Annotated in this window: 19 protein-coding genes; 7 read left to right on the forward strand and 12 right to left on the reverse strand. The window is 66.5% G+C overall.

Annotation, left to right across the window (positions count from 1 at the left end):
• Positions 1–102: 102 nt before the first annotated feature.
• Complete coding sequence (locus MU449_RS08620; RefSeq protein ID WP_244737612.1) at positions 103–564, reverse strand: RrF2 family transcriptional regulator; 462 nt, start codon at positions 562–564, stop codon at positions 103–105.
• Positions 565–676: 112 nt separating this feature from the next.
• Here MU449_RS08620 and MU449_RS08625 point away from each other — a divergent pair, with 112 nt between their 5' ends.
• A complete protein-coding gene (locus tag MU449_RS08625) occupies positions 677–1150 on the forward strand; it encodes an Lrp/AsnC family transcriptional regulator (protein WP_244737613.1) in 474 nt (157 codons plus the stop codon).
• A gap of 30 nt (positions 1151–1180) precedes the next feature.
• Entirely contained in the window at positions 1181–3553 is a 2373-nt protein-coding gene (hrpB, locus tag MU449_RS08630; RefSeq protein ID WP_244737614.1) for an ATP-dependent helicase HrpB, read from the forward strand.
• Here hrpB and argF read toward each other — a convergent pair.
• The gene (argF, locus tag MU449_RS08635) at positions 3550–4476 is read right to left on the reverse strand and encodes an ornithine carbamoyltransferase (RefSeq protein ID WP_244737615.1); all 927 of its coding nucleotides are present in this window, start codon (positions 4474–4476) and stop codon (positions 3550–3552) included. The two genes, hrpB and argF, sit on opposite strands and share 4 nt — an antisense overlap.
• The gene (locus MU449_RS08640; protein WP_244737616.1) at positions 4473–5648 is read right to left on the reverse strand and encodes an aspartate aminotransferase family protein; all 1176 of its coding nucleotides are present in this window, start codon (positions 5646–5648) and stop codon (positions 4473–4475) included. The genes argF and MU449_RS08640 overlap by 4 nt, the downstream gene beginning before the upstream one ends.
• A gap of 323 nt (positions 5649–5971) precedes the next feature.
• Here MU449_RS08640 and MU449_RS08645 point away from each other — a divergent pair, with 323 nt between their 5' ends.
• The gene (locus MU449_RS08645) at positions 5972–6529 is read left to right on the forward strand and encodes a GcrA family cell cycle regulator (protein WP_244737617.1); all 558 of its coding nucleotides are present in this window, start codon (positions 5972–5974) and stop codon (positions 6527–6529) included.
• On the opposite strand, the gene gph is transcribed toward MU449_RS08645, so the two are convergent.
• Together gph and MU449_RS08655 are read right to left on the reverse strand one after the other, a co-directional pair.
• Entirely contained in the window at positions 6526–7164 is a 639-nt protein-coding gene (gph, locus tag MU449_RS08650; RefSeq protein WP_244737618.1) for a phosphoglycolate phosphatase, read from the reverse strand. The two genes, MU449_RS08645 and gph, sit on opposite strands and share 4 nt — an antisense overlap.
• The gene (locus tag MU449_RS08655) at positions 7161–7532 is read right to left on the reverse strand and encodes a c-type cytochrome (protein WP_244737619.1); all 372 of its coding nucleotides are present in this window, start codon (positions 7530–7532) and stop codon (positions 7161–7163) included. The genes gph and MU449_RS08655 overlap by 4 nt, the downstream gene beginning before the upstream one ends.
• Positions 7533–7684: 152 nt before the next feature.
• Here MU449_RS08655 and MU449_RS08660 point away from each other — a divergent pair, with 152 nt between their 5' ends.
• Positions 7685–8716, forward strand: coding sequence for a cysteine synthase A (locus MU449_RS08660; RefSeq protein WP_244737620.1), 1032 nt, complete (start codon positions 7685–7687; stop codon positions 8714–8716).
• Between the two features lie 270 nt (positions 8717–8986).
• On the opposite strand, the gene MU449_RS08665 is transcribed toward MU449_RS08660, so the two are convergent.
• From MU449_RS08665 to MU449_RS08685, 5 genes are all read right to left on the reverse strand, one after another.
• Complete coding sequence (locus tag MU449_RS08665; RefSeq protein WP_244737621.1) at positions 8987–9904, reverse strand: DUF481 domain-containing protein; 918 nt, start codon at positions 9902–9904, stop codon at positions 8987–8989.
• A gap of 339 nt (positions 9905–10243) precedes the next feature.
• Positions 10244–10705 (reverse strand): transcription antitermination factor NusB, encoded by a 462-nt coding sequence (gene nusB / locus MU449_RS08670; protein ID WP_244737622.1) that lies wholly within the window; start codon positions 10703–10705, stop codon positions 10244–10246.
• The gene (locus MU449_RS08675) at positions 10702–11238 is read right to left on the reverse strand and encodes a 6,7-dimethyl-8-ribityllumazine synthase (protein WP_244737623.1); all 537 of its coding nucleotides are present in this window, start codon (positions 11236–11238) and stop codon (positions 10702–10704) included. Before MU449_RS08675 ends, nusB begins: the two co-directional genes overlap by 4 nt.
• A 1-nt stretch (position 11239) precedes the next feature.
• Entirely contained in the window at positions 11240–12340 is a 1101-nt protein-coding gene (gene ribB, locus MU449_RS08680; RefSeq protein WP_280517647.1) for a 3,4-dihydroxy-2-butanone-4-phosphate synthase, read from the reverse strand.
• Positions 12341–12413: 73 nt separating this feature from the next.
• Entirely contained in the window at positions 12414–13001 is a 588-nt protein-coding gene (locus MU449_RS08685) for a riboflavin synthase (protein ID WP_244737625.1), read from the reverse strand.
• A gap of 87 nt (positions 13002–13088) precedes the next feature.
• On the opposite strand from MU449_RS08685, the gene MU449_RS08690 reads away from it, so the two are divergent.
• The 3 genes from MU449_RS08690 to MU449_RS08700 all read left to right on the forward strand — a co-directional run bounded on the left by MU449_RS08690 (position 13089) and on the right by MU449_RS08700 (position 17555).
• Positions 13089–14363: a capsule biosynthesis protein gene (locus MU449_RS08690; RefSeq protein ID WP_244737626.1), complete on the forward strand. Its 1275-nt coding sequence runs from the start codon at positions 13089–13091 to the stop codon at positions 14361–14363.
• A 79-nt stretch (positions 14364–14442) separates the two neighbouring features.
• Complete coding sequence (locus MU449_RS08695; protein ID WP_483299407.1) at positions 14443–15573, forward strand: polysaccharide biosynthesis/export family protein; 1131 nt, start codon at positions 14443–14445, stop codon at positions 15571–15573.
• The gene (locus MU449_RS08700) at positions 15501–17555 is read left to right on the forward strand and encodes a capsular polysaccharide biosynthesis protein (RefSeq protein WP_425310254.1); all 2055 of its coding nucleotides are present in this window, start codon (positions 15501–15503) and stop codon (positions 17553–17555) included. The genes MU449_RS08695 and MU449_RS08700 overlap by 73 nt, the downstream gene beginning before the upstream one ends.
• Here the strand turns inward: MU449_RS08700 and MU449_RS08705 are convergent.
• Both MU449_RS08705 and MU449_RS08710 read right to left on the reverse strand, forming a co-directional pair.
• The gene (locus tag MU449_RS08705; protein WP_244737629.1) at positions 17549–18052 is read right to left on the reverse strand and encodes a MarR family winged helix-turn-helix transcriptional regulator; all 504 of its coding nucleotides are present in this window, start codon (positions 18050–18052) and stop codon (positions 17549–17551) included. The genes MU449_RS08700 and MU449_RS08705 overlap by 7 nt on opposite strands.
• A 65-nt stretch (positions 18053–18117) precedes the next feature.
• The gene (locus MU449_RS08710; RefSeq protein ID WP_244737630.1) at positions 18118–18381 is read right to left on the reverse strand and encodes an FAD assembly factor SdhE; all 264 of its coding nucleotides are present in this window, start codon (positions 18379–18381) and stop codon (positions 18118–18120) included.
• Positions 18382–18401: the final 20 nt, after the last annotated feature.

The raw sequence follows: 18401 nt of genomic DNA on the forward strand, positions 1-18401 counted from the left end.
CGACCCGTGTAACCCAAATCGGTTAACACGTTAATAACGACATATCTCGTCGTGTTTTACAACGGGAATGATTTTCCGATCATTCGCACGCGCAGGTGGTGTTTATTCTCCGGCCAGCCGGGTCGGCAGATGATCCATCACACGTTCATCGCCCCGCAGGTCGGCCAGCGTCAGTGATTCGATCAACAACAGATAGGAGTAGAACACCTGCCCGAATGTCTTGCGGATGCGGCAGGTCTCCTCATCCTCGCAATCGTCGCAGCGGTGATAGGCGGTGCGCGACAGGCACGGCAGCGGCGCGATCGGCCCATCCACCTGGCGCAGCAATTCCCCGATCGACACGTCCTTCGGGTCCTTGATCAGCATATAGCCCCCCGACCGACCCCGACGGCTGCGGATCAAGCCGGTGTTGCGCAGGTCCAGAAGGATGTGCTCCAGAAACCGCTTCGGCGTGCCGGAACGACGGGCGATCTCTTCGATCGTCAGGGCGGGCTGATCGGTCTGGGCCGCATCGGCCAATGTTACCAGTGCCTTGAAGGCATATTTTGCGCGTTGGGAGATCATGGGTCGAACCATATCGCAGCGGCATTCCCGCAGCAACATCGTCATACACGACGAACATTATAGACATTTAGTTTATTTCTGCCATCATCCGTCGAAGAAAGCGGAGGCACATATGCAATCCTTGGACCTGATCGACCGCAAAATCCTGTCGGAACTGATGCGCGATGCGACGGTGCCCATTGCCCGTCTGGCCCACCGCGTCGGCCTGTCGCAGACGCCCTGCTGGAACCGCGTGCAGAAACTTCAGGCGCAGGGCGTGATTCGCGGCCGCGTCGCACTTGTGGACGAGGCGCAGATCGGCCTTGCCCTGACCGCCTTCGTGGAAATTATCGCGGCGGCGCATACGCCCGAATGGCACGAACGCTTCCTTCAGGCGCTCACCCTGTTTCCGCAGGTGATGGAGGTGAACCGCATGGCGGGCGACCCCGACTATCTACTGCGCGTCGTCCTGCCCGACACCGCCGCCTATGACCGGTTCTATCGCGCGCTGACCGATGACATTCCGGTCCAGCGCATGACCGCCCGCTTCGTGATGGAGCGGGTGCATTCGGCGACCGTCTATCCCCTGAACGTCACCAGCCATTGAACCCACGGGGGCGGCGCGCGATAAGGCTTCATGCGCGCCCCCCTTCCCATAGACGACGCCATCCCCGATCTTCTGGATGCGATCTCCAGACGCAGCATGGCCGTGCTTCAGGCCCCGCCCGGCGCAGGCAAGACCACCCGCGTCCCGCTCGCGCTGCTGGATTCCGGGCAATCGGGGCGCATCCTGATGCTGGAACCCCGCCGCCTGGCCGCCCGCGCCGCCGCCGAACGGCTGGCGGAGGAGCTGGGCGAAAAGGTCGGCCGCACTGTCGGCTACCGCATCCGGGGCGAATCGAAGACCGGCCCCGCCACGCGGATCGACGTGGTGACCGAAGGCATCCTGACCCGCATCCTGCAGGACGATCCGTCGCTGGACGGGATCGGGGCGCTGATCTTCGACGAATTCCACGAACGCTCGCTCAATGCGGATCTTGGTTTGGCGATGGCGCTGGAATGCCGCGCCGCCCTGCGGGACGATCTGGTGCTGCTGGTGATGTCGGCCACGCTGGACGCGGCCCCCGTGGCAGCCCTGATGGGCGATGCGCCGGTGGTGACGTCCGAAGGGCGCTCCTTTCCCGTGGAAACGCGCTGGCTGCCCCGCCCGTTCGAAGGGCGGCTGGAGGAGGCGACCGCCGCCCTCATCCGCCACGCCCTGACGGACTCCGCGGGCGACCTGCTGGCCTTCCTGCCGGGTGAGGGCGAAATTCGCCGCGTGGCGGGGATGCTCGACGGCGATGTGCGTCCCCTGTTCGGCGCAATGCCGTTCGAGGCGCAACGCGCCGCCCTCGCTCCCTCCCCGCAGCGGCGGATCATCCTTGCGACCTCCATCGCCGAAACCTCGTTGACCATTCCGGGCATCCGCGTTGTGGTGGATGCGGGGCGTGCGCGTCGGGCGCGGTTCGACCCCGGCTCCGGCATGGCGCGGCTGGTGACCGAACGCGTCAGCCGGGCCGAGGCCGAGCAGCGTCGCGGACGCGCGGGGCGAACGGCACCGGGCCTGTGCTTCCGCCTGTGGACAAAGGGCGAGGACGGCGCCCTTCCCGCCTTCGCCCCGGCAGAGATCGAGGTGGCGGACCTGACGGGACTGGCCTTGGAACTGGCGGTCTGGGGCAGCGACGATCTGCCCTTCCTGACCCCACCGAACACAGCCGCCATGACCGAGGCGCGCGCACTTCTGGCCGACCTCGGCGCGCTGGACCGGGGGCGGATCACCGATCACGGGCGCAAGCTGGCGCGGATGCCGCTTCACCCGCGTCTGGGGCATATGCTGGCGCTTTCAGGCGGTCCGGCCCCCCAGCTTGCCGCCCTGCTGGCCGAACGCGATCCCCTGCGCGGCGCCCCGCCCGATCTGGCGCAACGCATGGCCGCGCTCCGCGACCCGTCCCGCTTTGCCGGGGCGCACCGCCCCACCCTCCAGCGCATACGGGATGAGGCGAAGCGGCTGTCCCGCATGGCAGGAAACGGCGACCATACGCTTGGCCAGATGGCCGCGCTCGCCTATCCCGACCGCATCGGCCTTCGGCGCAAGGGGGAGGCCCCGCGATGGGTGCTGTCCGGCGGCAAGGGCGCGGTGATGGAGGCGGGCCAGCCCCTGTCCGGCCAGCGCCTGATCGTCGCCACCGACCTGGACGGCAACCCGCGCGAGGCGAAGGTGCGTCAGGCCACCCCCATCTCGGACGCCGAACTGCGCGGGATCTTCACGCCCGTCTGGCGCGAGGTGTGCGAATGGTCCCGGCGCGAGGGCCGCGTCGTGGCCCGCCGGCAGGAGGTGCTGGGCGCGCTGGTGCTGGACGACCGCCATTGGGACGCGCCCTCCGACGCCGTGGCGCGCGCCGCGTTCGACGGATTGCGCCAGATCGGCCTGCCATGGACGGCGCCCGCCGCCCGCCTGCGTGCGCGGGTGCGCCTCTGCGCCGCCGAGGGCGCGGAGATGCCCGACGTGTCGGACGACGCACTTCTGGCCGATCCCGACTGGCTGCTGCCCTGGCTGAAGGCGCGGACCGAGGCCGACCTTCGCGCCATGGACCTGACCGAGCCGCTGCGCGCCCATCTCGGATGGGACGTAATGCAGGTATTGGACACCCGCACCCCGTCGCATTTCACCTCGCCCTTGGGCAATCGCATCCCCATCGACTATGACGGCGAAGCCCCCGCCATCGAGGTGCGGCTGCAAGAGATGTTCGGCCTGACCGCCCATCCGACAGTCGCCTCCCGCCCGTTGCGGGTCACGTTGCTGTCCCCGGCCAGGCGGCCCGTTCAGGTGACGATGGACCTGCCGGGGTTCTGGGCCAACACCTATGCCGATGTGCGCAAGGACATGCGCGGGCAATACCCGCGCCATCCGTGGCCCGAAGACCCGACCGAGGCCGCGCCGACCCTGCGGGCCAAACCGCGCGGGACTTAAACGCCCAGGCACCAGCGCATGACGGCCTTCTGCGCGTGCAGACGGTTCTCGGCCTCGTCGAAGATGACGGAAGCCGGGCCGTCCATGACGCCGCTTGTCGCCTCGTCGTTGCGGTGGGCGGGCAGGCAATGCATGAACAGCGCATCGGGATTGGCCCGCGCCATCAGCGCCTCGTTCACCTGATAGGGGCGAAGCTGGTTGTGCCGCCGCTCCTTCGCCGATTCCGGGTCGTGCATCGACACCCAGGTGTCGGTGACGATCAGGTCCGCGCCCTCCACCGCCTTGGCCGGATCGCGCTCGATAGCAAAGCCGATGCCGGATTCGCGCGCAAGCTTCTGCCACTCCGCCTCCGGATCCAGGGTCGAGGGGCCGGTGAAGGTGAAATCGAACCCGAACTGCACCGCCGCCTGGATCAGGCTGGCGCAGACGTTGTTGCCGTCGCCCGCCCAGACCACCTTCTTGCCCGCGATGGGGCCGCGATGCTCCTCATAGGTCATGACATCGGCCATGATCTGGCAGGGATGCGTGCGGTTGGTCAGGCCGTTGATCACCGGCACCGTCGCGTATTCCGCCATCTCCTGCAGCGTCGCCTCTTCGAACGTGCGGATCATGATCAGATCGACATAGCGCGACAGGACGCGGGCCGTGTCGGCAATCGTCTCACCATGGCCCAGCTGCATTTCGCGGCCCGACAGGACCATCGTCTGCCCGCCCAACTGCCGCACACCCACGTCGAACGACACACGCGTGCGGGTGGACGGTTTTTCGAAGATCAGGGCGACCATCCGGCCGGCCAGAGGCTGATCGTCGTCCGGCGTCCCGCGCGGGCGGTCCTTGCGGGCCACCTTCATCGCGATGGCGCTGTCGATCATGCCCCGCAGATCGGGGGCGGCAGTGGTGTGGATATCCAGAAAATGCCTCACGCCGCAGCCTCCAACGCCGTGGCCGCACGGTCCAGCCGCGCCAGCGCCTCGGCAATATCCTCGTCCGGAATGTTCAACGCGGGCAGAAGACGCAGCACGTTGTCCGCCGCCGCCACCGTCAGCAGATGCTGATCATAGCCTGCCTTCACGACATCCGTGTTCGGCGCACGGCATTTCAGCCCCAAAAGCAGGCCCTGCCCCCGCACCGCCTCGAACACGTCGGGATGGGAGGCGACAAGCCCCTCAAGCCCCTGACGGAACAGGGCGGCCTTGCGCGACACCTCGGCCAGAAACGCGGGTTCGGACACGATACGCATCACCGCGCCGCCCACGGCACAGCCCAGCGGGTTCCCGCCATAGGTGGAGCCGTGCGTGCCCGCCACCATCGGGGCCGCCGCCGCCTCCGTCGCCAAGACCGCGCCCAGGGGGAAGCCGCCCCCGATGCCCTTGGCCACCATCATGATGTCCGGCGTAACCCCCGACCATTCATGGGCGAACAGGCGTCCCGTCCGGCCCATGCCGCACTGCACCTCGTCAAAGATCAACAGCGCGCCGGTGGCATCGCATTTCGCGCGCAGGGCCTTCAGGAACGCGTCAGACGCCACGCGGATGCCGCCCTCGCCTTGGGCAGGCTCGATCATCACGGCGGCGGTGTCTTGGGTAATCGTGTCCAGCGCGCTCTCATCCTCGAACGGGATCTGGGTGAATCCCGGCAGAAGCGGCCCGAAGCCCTTCACCATCTTCTCTGCCCCCGAGGCCGCGATGGCCGCCGAGGACCGTCCGTGAAACGCCCCTTCGAACGCGACGATGCCGACCCGATCCGGCTGGCCTTTGTCATACCAGTAACGCCGCGCCATCTTGACGGCCAGTTCCGCCGCCTCGGTCCCCGAATTGGTGAAGAACACCGTGTCGGCAAACGTCGCCTCCACCAGCGCGTCGGCCAGCGCCTCCTGCTCGGGGATGCGATAGAGGTTGGAGACGTGCCACAGCTTGTGCGCCTGCGCGGTCAGAACCTCCACCAGTTCCGGCGCGGCGTGGCCAAGGGCGTTCACCGCGATGCCTGCGCCAAGGTCCAGATATCGCTGCCCGTCCTCCGCAATCAGCCAGCTGCCTTGGCCCGAGGCGAAGGCGATGGGGGCGCGGTTATAGGTCGGAAGGACGTGAGGGATCATCTTGATTATCCTTGGAAACGACGCGAACAGGGGTGCCAAAGGCCCGATGCCGAGTCAATACGAAGTCAGGAAATGCGGGGATGTGCGCGAAAAAACCGCCCGCGCAGGCGGGATCGGACGTCAGGTGCGACGTCGGGGGCGTGCGATATGGAAAACCCGTGCGATCATCCTGTCGGCGTAAGCGTTGCGCGGCGGTTTGACAAGACATTCCGCACGGGTGTCTTGAAAAACAGGGCGGCGGCTTGTATCTGAACGCCTCGCACGGGTATGATGGCCCTGCGCCGCCCCTTGGGGCGCAATTCACCTCAGCGGAAGACCCGAGCATGTCCTGGACCGATGAACGCGTAGAAACCCTGAAGCGGATGTGGACCGAGGGCCAGTCGGCCAGCCAGATCGCCAAGGTTCTGGGCGGCGTGACCCGCAACGCGGTGATCGGCAAGGTGCATCGCCTTGGCCTGTCGAACCGCGCGGCCGAGGATGAGGTGGCCGTGGCCCCCGAACCCGCGAAACCCGAACCCGTGGCCGAAGCCCCCGCCCCGAAAGAGCCAGAGCCCGCGCCTCGCCCCGCGGCGGCCGCGCCCTCCGCCCCCGTCCCGCTGCGCAAGCCCATCGTGCCCGCAGGCCAGCCCCTGCCCCCGCAACCCTCCGCGAACGAAATCAGCCCCGAAGCGCTGGCCTCGGTCCGGGAGGTGGAGAAGCGCGCCCGCAAGCTGACGCTGATGGATCTGACCGAGCGCACCTGCAAATGGCCGATCGGCGACCCCGCGACCGAGGAGTTCTGGTTCTGCGGCCTCCCCTCCACCGCCGGCAAACCCTATTGCGAGGCGCATGTCGGCGTGGCCTTCCAACCGATGAGCGCGCGGCGCGACCGCCGCCGCTAAGCCCCGATCAGACGGGTCAGATCCGCGAAATCGTCGAACACGAAGCGGTGGGGGAGATCCTCCGCCGCTTTTTTGCGATAGCCGCCCGTGAACAGAGCAAAGTCGATCCCCGCCGCCTCGGCCGTCTCGGCATCCACCTCGCTGTCGCCGACATAGAGCACCGGCCCCTCGCCCAACCGGCTTGCCGCCAGCCGCAGCGGTGCGGGATCGGGCTTGCGCACGCCAAGGCTGTCCCCGCCGACGATGGTTTGGAACGGGCCCAGGTTCATCGCCTCCAGCACCTCGCGCGCCAAGGCTTCGGGCTTGTTGGTGCAGACGGCCATGGCGGCCGTGGCCGACAGGTCGGCCAGCATCTGCACCACCCCGCCGAACGGCTTTGCCAGCTGCCCGTTCACCTTGGCGTAATGGGCCCCGAACCCTTCGATCCACGGTGTGCGGTCGTCCGGCCCGCCGACATGATCGGCAATCCGGTGCACCAGCGCCTCCACCCCATGCCCGATGAACCCCCGCACGATGGAGGGGGCCAGCGGCGGCAAGCCGTTGTCGCGCAGAAGCGCGCTCGCCGCGTCGTGAATTTCCGGCAAGGTGTCGATCAGTGTGCCGTCCAGATCGAAGATGATACGGCGGTAGGTCATTCGGATGCCCTTTCACGCAGGAAGGCGATCAGATCGTCGATGTCGTCGGGGTTGCGCAGGCCGGAGTTCAGCATCTTGGTGCCCGGCACCGCCTGACGCGGGGCCAGCAGGAAGTCGCGCAGCCGCTCCTCATCCCAGACCGCACCCTCGGCCCCAAGGGCGCGCATGGCGGCGGAATAGGAATAGCGCGGCTCCGACCCCACGCCTCGGCCGACAACGCCGTGCAGGCTCGGACCCGCCTTGTCCACACCCGGTTCGATCGAATGACAGGCATAACAGTTGCGGATCACGCGCGCGCCATGATCCGCGTCCCCTTCGGCCCAGGCGGGACCGGCGGCAAGCGCCAGAAGAAGCAGTCCGCGTTTCATGGTCGGACGGGTGTAATGGCATGCAGTCTCATCCGAACCTCCATTCGTGGACAATCTTCCCTATTTCGCCCGCGCCCGGCCCGGATTCAAGGCGGCCGCTTGAGTTCGCAAGGTCGCACCCCTACCCTTTCCCCAAGAACAGGAGAGTTTGCATGGACACCCGCACCGATCTTGCCGACGCCATCGGCAATACCCCCCTCATCCGCCTGCGCCGCGCGTCGGAGGAAACGGGCTGCGAGATCCTTGGCAAGTGCGAGTTCCTGAACCCCGGCCAGTCGGTCAAGGACCGCGCGGCGCTGTTCATCATTCGCGATGCGGTGGCCCGCGGCGCGTTGCGGCCCGGCGGCACCATTGTCGAGGGAACGGCGGGCAATACCGGCATCGGCCTCGCCCTGGTGGGGGCGTCGATGGGCTTTCGCACGGTGATCGTGATCCCCGAGACGCAAAGCCAAGAGAAGAAGGACATGCTGCGGCTGGCCGGCGCCGAACTGGTGCAGGTTCCCGCAGCCCCCTACAAGAACCCCAACAACTATGTCCGCTACTCCCAGCGTTTGGCGGAGCAACTGGCGAAGACCGAGCCCAACGGGGCGATCTGGGCCAACCAGTTCGACAACATCGCCAACCGTCAGGCGCATGTTGAAACGACCGGCCCGGAAATATGGAAGCAGACCGACGGCAAGGTGGACGGGTTCGTCGCCGCCGTCGGATCGGGCGGGACGTTGGCCGGCGTGGCCATGGCGCTTCAGCCCAAAGGGGTGAAGATCGCGCTGGCAGACCCCGAGGGGGCGGCGCTTCATTCCTTCTATACCACGGGCGACTTCGCCTCCCCCGGCACGTCGATCACCGAAGGGATCGGCCAAGGGCGGATCACCGCGAACCTTGAAGGATTCACCCCCGACTTCAGCTATCGCATCTCCGACGCCGAAGCGCTGCCGATCGTGTTTGACTTGCTGGAGGAGGAGGGGCTGTGCGTCGGCGGATCCTCGGGCATCAACATCGCGGGTGCGATGCGCCTGGCCCGCGATCTGGGGCCGGGCCACCGGATCGTGACGATCCTGTGCGATTACGGCAACCGATATCAATCCAAGCTGTTCAACCCCGACTTTCTGAAGGGCAAGGGCCTGCCGGTTCCCGAATGGCTGGACAAGGCCCCGCGCGCCATTCCCGAAGTCTACGAGGACTGAGGCTTGCGTCGGCCCGTCCCCTTGCCTATCTGATGGGGGACGGGTTCTGCTCTTCGCGTGCGTGGCCTTTTTCCAGTGGCCGATAAGCACTTCCGAGGGAGTTGGCTCTGCCATGATCCTGGTCATGGTATCCGGCGCCCACCTGATAATGTCAGGCTCGCGGAAATCCCAACCACCACGGCCGCTGCGGGCCCGTCACCTTTCCCACATCGCCAAATGAAAAAGGGGCGGCGCGAACGCCACCCCCCAGTCGGTCGTAACCGGGTTTTCTTAGAACCCGTAAACCAGCGACACGCCCAGCGTGTTGTCGGTACGGATCGCACGGCTCTCGTTGTAGTCCGAGAGGTAGCTGACGCGGGTCGAGAAAGCGTCCGTGATGCGGAAGTTCACGCCGAGGTCGTTGTTCACGCGCAGGGCTTCGTCGGAGTTCAGCGCATCGGTGTCCATGGTCACGAACACGTTCTCATTGATGCCCCAGTAGAAGCGCGAGGACAGGACGTAGCCGACTTCCGACTCGCTGCGGCCGTCGCCGAACTTCAGGTAGGACTGGCCGACACCGGCCTGCAAACGCCATGCCAGATCCGGCTGGTCGAAGATGCGGTAGCCCGGACCGATACCGATGAAGGCATCCTGTTCGATTTTGCGCGCGATGATCGCATCACGCTCGCCTTGGGTCAGGTCCGATTCCAGAACGCCACGCGGCAGATCTTCGTCGGTGACTTCGTCGGCCAGACCGTCGGTGATGACACGGCCCATCACGAAGCCGTAGAAGCGCGGCGTGAAGTCATAGAGGCCGTCATAGACGCCATAGACTTTTTTCACGGTCGACTCGTTGTCGTCTTCCTCGAAGCGCATCAGGAACGACAGGTTCTGCGAGAACGGACCGGCTTTGTGCGTCAGACGCGCGCCGATGTTCAGGTTCTGGCTTTCGTCGTTGCCGGTCGCGCCGGCATAGCCGAGCGAGGCGCTGCCCGACAGGCCTTCACGGTAGTTCGGCGATCCGAAACGGTAGGAGTCGTTCGCGCGGTCGAACTGCTGTTCCACGTTGAAACGCTGCTGGTCGATCTGGTCGTCGATCGCGTTCGGGTTGACGATGCTGTCCTGTGCGGATTGTGCCAAAGCCGGAGCGGCCGCGCCAAGCATAAGGGCCAACGCCGAAACGCCTGCGATTTTATAAGTCTTGCTCATTTCCTGTCCTTTCAACTGCTGACCTTGAAGGTCACGGCTGAGGCTCGTCTCTCGTGCCTGACAGAAAAGTAGCGACGCATACGGAAAGGTCGAGAACCCGATTCACGGCAAGTTTTTTTTAAGATCTGCCCGTCACCGCCCCTTGACAGTTGACACTGTCACACGATCGTCAAAATGTGTTTACTGTAAACGACTTAGGAGGAAGAATGGGGGGATAACGTTCGGGTGATCTGCCGTGACGGTCAACATTGCAGGTCAAGGTTGTCAAATTTGCCCCCATCCTCCAGCCTGACTGTTGCGCCAACGCCACAAAAAATCCCGCCGAAGCGGGATTTTTCATCAGAAACGGTCGGGAGCGATCTCTCGGGCCATGTGATCCAGCACCGCGTTGACGAACTTCGCCTCCTTTCCCTCAGGGAAAAAAGCCTTCGCCACGTCCACGAATTCGCTGATCACCACCTTCGGGGGCGTGTCGTTCTGGACAAGCTCCGATCCCGCCGCGCGGAACAGGGCGCGAAGCACCGGGTCGATCCGCGCGATCGGCCATTTTGCCACAAGGGCGCGGTCGGTCGTCTGGTCGATCCGCGCCTGCCGGTTCACCGCCTCGGACACCAGACGGCGGAAATGCTCAGGCTCGCCCTCCACCATCTCCACATCGTCGTAGACCGCGCCGAACCGGTGGGTGGTGAACTCCTTCACCACAGCCTCCACCGTCTGGCCCGCCGCTTCCATCTGATACAGCGCCTGCACCGCATAAAGACGCGATGCGGATTTCATCTGGCGCTTTTCGGCCGGAGTCATAGAAGCGTTCCTTCGCCTTTGGTCAGATGCTCGTCGGTGCGAAAGCCGATCTGCCCGCGCGGGGCTGCCAGCTTCCGGCGCAACGCGATCAGGTGCAGCGCCGCCGCCGCCGCGCCGCCGCCCTTGTTCTGCCCCTCCGGCTCGGCCCGCACCACGGCCTGGTCCCGATGTTCCACCGTCAGAATGCCGTTGCCGATGCAGGTGCCCTGAAGGCCCAGCAAGGTCAGCGCGCGACTGGAATCGTTGCAGACCGTATCATAATGCGTCGTCTCGCCCCGGATCACGCAGCCCAGCGCGACATAGCCGTCAAAGCCCTGCCCGCGTTCGCAGATCGCGATGGCGGGCGCGATTTCCAACGCGCCGGGCATCTCGATCACCTCGACCTCGGCCCCGACCTGTGCGGCCACGCCCCGCGCGCCGGCGACCAGCGCATCCGCGATGTCGCGGTAATAGGGGGACACGACGATCGCCAGCCGCACCGGCGCGTCGAAGCTGGGCAGTGCCAGGGTGTGATGCTGTTCGGAACCAGCCATGTCAGTCCTTCCTGATGGAACGCGTGCCGGTGATGGTCAGCCCATAGGCGTCCAGACCGACCACTTTCGGGGCTGCCGAGTTGGTCAGCAACGTCAAATTGTGCAAGCCCAGGGCGGCGAGGATCTGCGCCCCCACCCCATATTCGCGCAAGGTATGCGGCGCCCCGCTGCCCGAAGGCGGCACCTTGGCATCCACGTCCCGCAGCAGGACGACCACGCCGCGCCCCTCCTGCGCGATCAGGCGCATGGCCTGCGGCACCTCGTCCAACCGCTCGGGCACGGTGGCAAGAACATCCTCCAGCGGGTTCAGCACATGCATCCGCGTCAGCACCGGTTCGGGCGTCGTGATGTCGCCCTTGGTCAGCACGATATGCTCGGTCCCCGTGGGTTCGTCGGTGAACACCCGCATCAGCCAGTCGCCGCCATGAACCGACTGGATCGGCTGGACATCGCGTTCGCGCACCAGATTGTCGTGCCGACGACGATAGGCGATGAGGTCGGAGATGGTGCCGATCTTGATCCCGTGCTTCTGGCCGAAAGCGATCAGGTCGGGCAGACGGGCCATCGTCCCGTCCTCGTTCATGATCTCGCAGATCACGCCCGACGCGTTCAGCCCCGCCAGACGCGCGACATCCACCGCCGCCTCGGTATGGCCCGCGCGGACCAGAACGCCGCCGTCGCGGGCGCGCAGGGGAAAGACGTGGCCCGGCGTGCGGATGTCGGCGGCCCCGCGGGCGGGATCGGTTGCCACGGCCACCGTGCGGGCGCGGTCATGGGCGGAAATGCCGGTCGTCACGCCGTCCACCGCCTCGATCGACAAGGTGAAGGCGGTTTCGTGTCGGCTACCGTTGCGCGGCGACATCAGTTCCAGCCCCAAGGCCTCGATCCGGGCCGAGGGCAGCGCAAGGCAGATGAGCCCGCGCCCATGGGTGGCCATGAAATTGATCGCCTCGGGCGTGCACATCTGCGCGGGGATCACCAGATCGCCCTCGTTCTCGCGATCCTCGTGATCAACCAGGATGAACATCCGTCCGTTGCGGGCATCCTCGATGATCTCCGCCACCGAGGAGATCGCGTCGCTGTATTCCGTTTTGTCCGACATCACCGATCTCGACTTTCTGGGCCCCGAAATGTTGCACAGGGGCATAGCCCGCGCGCGGCCCGAAGGCCAGAGGTCATGCCCATTCCCCAAGCCGCGCGACATAGCGGGCCATCGTATCCACCTCAAGGTTCACGCGCTGCCCCTGCACGGCCCGCCCCCAGGTGGTCACCTCCTGGGTGTGGGGGATCAGGTTCACGCCGAATTCGGCCCCGTCCACCTCGTTCACGGTCAGCGAGGTGCCGTTCAGCGCGACCGACCCCTTGGGGGCCACGAACTTCGCCAGCGCGTCCGGCGCGCGGAACGTCAGGCGCAGGCTGTCGCCCTCGCGCCGCAGGGCCGTGATGGTCGCCACCCCGTCCACATGGCCGGAGACGATGTGGCCGCCCAATTCGTCCCCCACCCGCAACGCACGCTCCAGGTTGATCGGCGCCCCGACGGACCAGCCGCCCACCGTCGTCACGCCCACCGTTTCGGCCGAGATGTCCACATCGAACCAGTCGCCGCCCAGCGCCACGACCGTCAGACACACCCCGTCGCAGGCGATGGAGGCGCCAATGTCGATGCCCGCCGTGTCATAGGCGGTGCGTATGCGGGCGCGCAGATCGCCGTCCTGACGCAGGTCCGCGATGGTGCCGATGTCGGTGATGATGCCGGTGAACATGGCTGGCCTCTTGCTTTTTGTCGTGCCTACCCCTCGTATAGGGACAGGACAAGTCCCTGCGGGGAACCACAGCCCTGGAATAATCGCTTGCCGCAGACCTCGCGACATTTTCTTTTCCTGCAAGGCCCCCATGGGCCATGGTTCCGAACCCTGGGCGAAGGCGTGGCGGCGTCGGGTGCGAAGGTGGGACGCGTGGCCTTCAACGCGGGCGACGCGGCCTTCTGGCCTGCCGAGACGCTCATCCCCTTCAACGCCCCGCAGGAGGATTGGCCCGCCACGTTCCGCGCGCTGCTGTCCGAACGGGGGGTTACGGACATTGTCCTTTATGGCGACACCCGCCCCGTCCACGCCCAGGCCGTCGCCATCGCGCGTGAGGTGGGGGTGACCGTCCACGTGTTCGAGGAAGGGTATCTGCGCCCCCATTGGGTCACCTATGAACGCGGGGGATCGAACGGCCATTCCCGCCTGATGGACATGTCGATCCCGGAGATGCGCGAGGCGCTGCACGCATCGGGGATGGAAATGCCGCAGGCCCCGCCCCGCTGGGGCGACATGAAACAGCATATGTTCTGGGGCGCGGCCTATCACTGGAAGGTGTGGCGGGGGACGGGATACGACCATTTCCGCCCCCACCGCACGCTGACCGTGGCGCAGGAGTTCCGCCTTTATCTGCGCCGTCTGGCGCTGATGCCCGTCCACCACATCGAACGGCGTTTGGCCACGCGGCGGATCATGCGCGGCGGATTTCCGTTCCATCTGGTGCTGCTGCAACTGGAACATGACGCCAGTTTCCGAATGCATTCGCCCTTTTCCACCATGACCGACTTTCTTGAGGTGGTGACCGAAGGCTTTGCCACCGGCGCGCCGCGCCACCACCATCTGGTGTTCAAGGCCCATCCACTGGAGGACGGCCGCGTGCCCGTGGCCGAGGAGGTCGCGCGTCTGGCCCGGATGCACGGCATCACCGACCGCGTGCATTTCGTGCGGGGCGGCAAGCTGGCCCACCTGCTGAACGACGCCCGCAGTGCTGTCACCGTGAACTCCACCGCCGCCCAACAGGTCCTGTGGCGCGGGCTGCCGCTAGCGGCCCTTGGGCGCGCCGTCTATGACAAGCCCGACTTCGTCACGCCGCAACCCCTGGCCGACTTCTTCGCACGCCCCCAGCGGCCCGACGGTCGCGCCTATCGCGTCTATCGTCATTATCTTCTTGAAACCTCGCAGATTCCCGGCGGGTTCTATTCCCGTCGCGGACGCCACGCGTTGCTGCGGCAGGTGGTGGACATGATGCTGTCGGACTACGACCCCTATGACGCCCTGCCCGCGGGTGAGGCGGCGCCGCGACAGCCCTTGCGCAACGATTGACGAGGCCCCTCTTTTTCTGTCGCAATGACCTTCACTTTCTGTAATATCGCGGAAAAATACCCTTTGAATGGAGCGGGACGTGACGATGAAAGCCTCCAGGCTGGGCCGGACAGCCATGATTCTTATGCTCGCCTCCAGCGTGGCCGCCTGCGGATTGCCGCGCTCGGGGCCGAACATGCGCGAGATCATGGCCGGCTCGGTGGAGAATGGCGGCGACTCGTTCATCGTGACCGTAACGCCGCAGGTGAACCGCCTTGTCTCCGTTCCCGCGCGGTATGGCTTCAGCAGCGCGTTCCAGAATGCGGGCGAAGTGGGGCCGGACACCATTTCCTCGGGTGACCAACTGACGCTGACCGTGTTCGAAAACGTGCGCGACGACCCGCTTCTGGGCAACAGCGGCCAACGCGTGTCCGCCTTGAACGAAGTTCAGGTGGGCGGCGACGGGTTCATCTTCGTCCCCTATGCCGGGCGTATCCGCGCGGCGGGCCAAACGCCCGAGGCCTTGCGCCAGACGATCACGCGGTCGCTGGAAAACCAGACCCCCGATCCGCAGGTGCTGGTGCAGCGCAAGGCCGGCGACGGTGCCACCGTATCCGTCAGCGGCACGGCCGGAACGGCGGGCGTCTTTCCGCTGGGCCAGCCCTCGCGCACCTTGCTGCGCGTTTTGTCGCTGGCCGGGGGCGTCACGTCCGAACCTTCGGCCACGGTCGTGCGGGTGACGCGCGGGGGGCAGACGGGCCAGGTGTGGTTGCAGGATCTTTATGACAATCCCAACCTCGACATTGCGCTGCGCAACGGCGACGTGATCACCGTGGAACGCGACCGCCGCCGCTTCATGTCGCTGGGCGCGACGGGGCAGTCGGTGGTGCCGTTCGAACGTGCGAACATGTCCGCGCTGGAGGCGATCGCCCAGGTCGGTGGGCTTCAGACCAACCTTGCGAATCCCAGCGGCGTGTTCGTGTTCCGCGACGAACCCGCCAGCACCGTCCGCAGCCTGACGGGCCGCGCCGATGTCGCGGGGCCGCAGCGGGTCGCCTATGTCCTGAACCTGACGCAGCCCTCGGGCATGTTCGAGGCGCGGGACTTCCTGATCAAGGACGGCGATACCCTTTACGTGACCGAGGCGCCCTTCGTCCAATGGACCAAGACGATCCAGGCCATTCTGGGCACGACCAGCGCGGCCAACAACATCACCCAAGTCGGCAATTGACCGAAGGGGACGCCGGGGGCCTTCCCCGGCGCCTGTGCGTGTTCAACGGCGGGTTTCTGCAACAGGAACGGCTTCGCCGCATCCTGCGTCTTGCCGGGCACGATCTGGCCATTGGCCTGCCGGGGCCGCAGGACGGCGTTCTGGTCTGGGGCCGTTCGCCCGCCGCGCGGCGGGGCGAATGGGTGGCGGCCCGACGCGGCGTTCCAGTTCTGCGGATGGAGGATGCCTTTCTCCGCTCCGTCCATCCCGCGCGGGCACGGGGCGGGCCGCCGCTGGGGGTGTTTCTGGGCCATGGTGTCCATTTCGACAGCCACGCCCCCTCCGATCTGGAACGCCGCATCCAGACGGCCGCGTCCCCCGCCCTCTTGGCCCGGGCCGAGGATGGGATCGCCCGCCTGCGCCACCTGGACCTCAGCAAATACAACGCCTTCGATCCCGCCGCCGCCCTGCCGAAGCCGGGCTTTGTCCTTGTGATCGATCAGGTGCGGGGCGACGCCTCCATCCGGCATTCGGGCGCAAACGCCGGAACTTTCGCCACGATGCTGGCGGCGGCGCGGCGCGAAAATCCCGGCCGCCCCATCGTGATCAAAAGCCACCCGGAAACCGCGCAGGGCCAGCGCGCGGGGCATTTCACCGCCCGGGACGGCACGCTTCTGACGACCCCCGTGTCACCCTGGCGCCTGCTGGAGCGGGCGGCGCGGGTTTACACCGTCTCGTCGCAACTGGGGTTCGAGGCGATTCTGGCCGGCCACCGCCCCCGCGTGTTCGGCCTGCCCTTCTATGCCGGTTGGGGCCTGGGCGAGGATGCGATGGCCATCCCGCGGCGCACCGCACGGCCCAGCGCCGCCCGTCTGTTCGCCGCCGCGATGATCGAATGCCCGTTGTGGTTCGACCCCTGCCGGAACCGCCTGTGTTCGTTCGAAACCGCCGTGGATCAGTTGGAGGCCGAGGTGCGCGCCTTTCGCGACGACCGCCGGGGGCATGTCGCGACCGGAATGCGCGCGTGGAAACGCACACGTCTGCAGGCGGTGTTCGGGCGTGAACGCCCCCTGCGCTTCGTGGCCGATCCCGATCGGGCGGTGCAGGCCGCGCAGCGTGACGGGCGCGACGTGCTGATCTGGGGCGCGGCCCCGCTGGCGGCCCCGGTGACCGTGCGCCGGGTGGAGGACGGGTTCCTGCGGTCGCGCGGGCTTGGGGCCGATCTGGTGCCGCCGATGTCGCAGGTGGCCGACGATCTGGGCATCTATTACGACCCCACCCGGCCCAGCCGGTTGGAGCGGCTGATCCTGGACCCACCCCCGCCGGGGGCCAGGGATCGGGTGGAACGGCTGATCGAGGCGGTGATCGCCGCGGGTCTGACGAAATACAACCTGTCGGGCGCCATCCCCGATCTGCCGAAGGGTCGCCGCATCCTTGTTCCGGGGCAAGTGGAAGACGACGCCTCGCTGCGCCTTGGCGGGGGGGATATGCGCACCAATTCGGGGCTTTTGGCCGCGGCGCGGGCCGCGCATCCGGGGGCGGTCCTGATCTACAAACCCCACCCGGATGTGGAGGCGGGCCTGCGCCCCGGCGCGATCGGGGCGCAGGACGCCGACGTGGTCGCCCGCCATGCCGATCCCTTGGGCCTGATCGCTTCGGTGGACGAGGTCTGGACCATGACCTCGCTTCTGGGGTTCGAGGCGCTGTTGCGGGGGAGGCCCGTCACCTGTCTCGGCCGCCCGTTCTATGCTGGATGGGGGCTGACGACGGACCTTGTTCCGCCCCCCGCCCGCCGCGCACCCCGCCCCCTGTGGCAGGTGGCCCATGCCGCGCTGATCGCCTATCCCCGCTACTACGATCCGGTATCACGCCGCCCGTGCCCGCCCGAGGTCGTGGCCGAACGTCTCGCCTCCGGGCACATCCCCCGCCCCGGCGCCGTCAACCGGCTGCTGGCCAAGGCGCAGGGCGCGCTGGCCGGACATGCGCATCTGTGGCGTCAATAGATATAGCGGATCTGGTCGGTCCAATACCGTTCCAGATTGCGCAGCGCCGCGTTCACCCCCTCCACCCGGTCCAGCGAGAGGATGCGGCGGTCGCCCAGACCCGTGGCATGGCGGCGGAACAGGTCCGACAGGATGGCGCGCGTGGCCAGCCCCTTGTCCGTCAGCCGCACCCGAACCGAGCGGCGGTCGGTGGCCGAGCGTTCGTGGTGCATATACCCCAGATCGACCAGTTTGCGCAGGTTGTAGCTGACGTTGGAGCCCTGATAGAAGCCGCGGCTTTTGAGTTCGCCCGCCGTCACCTCCTGCGCGCCGATGTTGAACAGAAGCAGCGCCTGAACCGAGTTGATCTCAAGCACGCCCAGACGTTCGAATTCGTCCTTCACCACGTCCAGAAGCAAGCGGTGCATCCGCTCCACCAGGCTCAGCGTTTCAAGATAGCCGGACATCATCGCCGTGGTCGTCCCGTCGATGATGTCGGCCGAAATCGTGGTGTCCATATGTGCGCCCCGCAGTCCTTGATGATTCAAGCGTCGGCGCAAAAAAGAAACATATGGTAAACGGATCAGGATTTTGCGAAACGCACCCGTGCGAAGGCCGCGATCCGGGTCGCAAGGTCGTGGGTCGGTCCCTCTGGAATGGGGCGCTGGCCCAGCATCCAAGCCAGAAGCTCCTGGTCATTCTCCTCCAGCAGCAGATCATAGGCGGCCAGATCCCCCTCGCCCAAATCCGCCAGATGCGTGTCGGACCAAGGGCCCAGGATCAGGTCCATCTCCTTCATGCCGCGCCGCCAAGACCGCATCGACATGCGTTTGCGCCGATCATCCATTTACCATCACTCCCGATTTT

It is taken from the genome of Falsirhodobacter halotolerans, from assembly GCF_022899245.1.
In the GTDB taxonomy this organism is placed as follows: domain Bacteria; phylum Pseudomonadota; class Alphaproteobacteria; order Rhodobacterales; family Rhodobacteraceae; genus Falsirhodobacter; species Falsirhodobacter halotolerans.

What these genes read in the sequence shown, in the direction of transcription:
- MU449_RS08620 (WP_244737612.1), bottom strand. Translation starts at nt 564, where the DNA reads ATGATCTCCCAACGCGCAAAATATGCCTTCAAGGCACTGGTAACATTG.
- MU449_RS08625 (WP_244737613.1), top strand. Translation starts at nt 677, where the DNA reads ATGCAATCCTTGGACCTGATCGACCGCAAAATCCTGTCGGAACTGATG.
- hrpB (WP_244737614.1), top strand. Translation starts at nt 1,181, where the DNA reads ATGCGCGCCCCCCTTCCCATAGACGACGCCATCCCCGATCTTCTGGAT.
- MU449_RS08640 (WP_244737616.1), bottom strand. Translation starts at nt 5,648, where the DNA reads ATGATCCCTCACGTCCTTCCGACCTATAACCGCGCCCCCATCGCCTTC.
- MU449_RS08645 (WP_244737617.1), top strand. Translation starts at nt 5,972, where the DNA reads ATGTCCTGGACCGATGAACGCGTAGAAACCCTGAAGCGGATGTGGACC.
- gph (WP_244737618.1), bottom strand. Translation starts at nt 7,164, where the DNA reads ATGACCTACCGCCGTATCATCTTCGATCTGGACGGCACACTGATCGAC.
- MU449_RS08655 (WP_244737619.1), bottom strand. Translation starts at nt 7,532, where the DNA reads ATGAAACGCGGACTGCTTCTTCTGGCGCTTGCCGCCGGTCCCGCCTGG.
- MU449_RS08660 (WP_244737620.1), top strand. Translation starts at nt 7,685, where the DNA reads ATGGACACCCGCACCGATCTTGCCGACGCCATCGGCAATACCCCCCTC.
- MU449_RS08665 (WP_244737621.1), bottom strand. Translation starts at nt 9,904, where the DNA reads ATGAGCAAGACTTATAAAATCGCAGGCGTTTCGGCGTTGGCCCTTATG.
- nusB (WP_244737622.1), bottom strand. Translation starts at nt 10,705, where the DNA reads ATGACTCCGGCCGAAAAGCGCCAGATGAAATCCGCATCGCGTCTTTAT.
- MU449_RS08675 (WP_244737623.1), bottom strand. Translation starts at nt 11,238, where the DNA reads ATGGCTGGTTCCGAACAGCATCACACCCTGGCACTGCCCAGCTTCGAC.
- ribB (WP_280517647.1), bottom strand. Translation starts at nt 12,340, where the DNA reads ATGTCGGACAAAACGGAATACAGCGACGCGATCTCCTCGGTGGCGGAG.
- MU449_RS08685 (WP_244737625.1), bottom strand. Translation starts at nt 13,001, where the DNA reads ATGTTCACCGGCATCATCACCGACATCGGCACCATCGCGGACCTGCGT.
- MU449_RS08700 (WP_425310254.1), top strand. Translation starts at nt 15,501, where the DNA reads ATGGACCAAGACGATCCAGGCCATTCTGGGCACGACCAGCGCGGCCAA.
- MU449_RS08705 (WP_244737629.1), bottom strand. Translation starts at nt 18,052, where the DNA reads ATGGACACCACGATTTCGGCCGACATCATCGACGGGACGACCACGGCG.
- MU449_RS08710 (WP_244737630.1), bottom strand. Translation starts at nt 18,381, where the DNA reads ATGGATGATCGGCGCAAACGCATGTCGATGCGGTCTTGGCGGCGCGGC.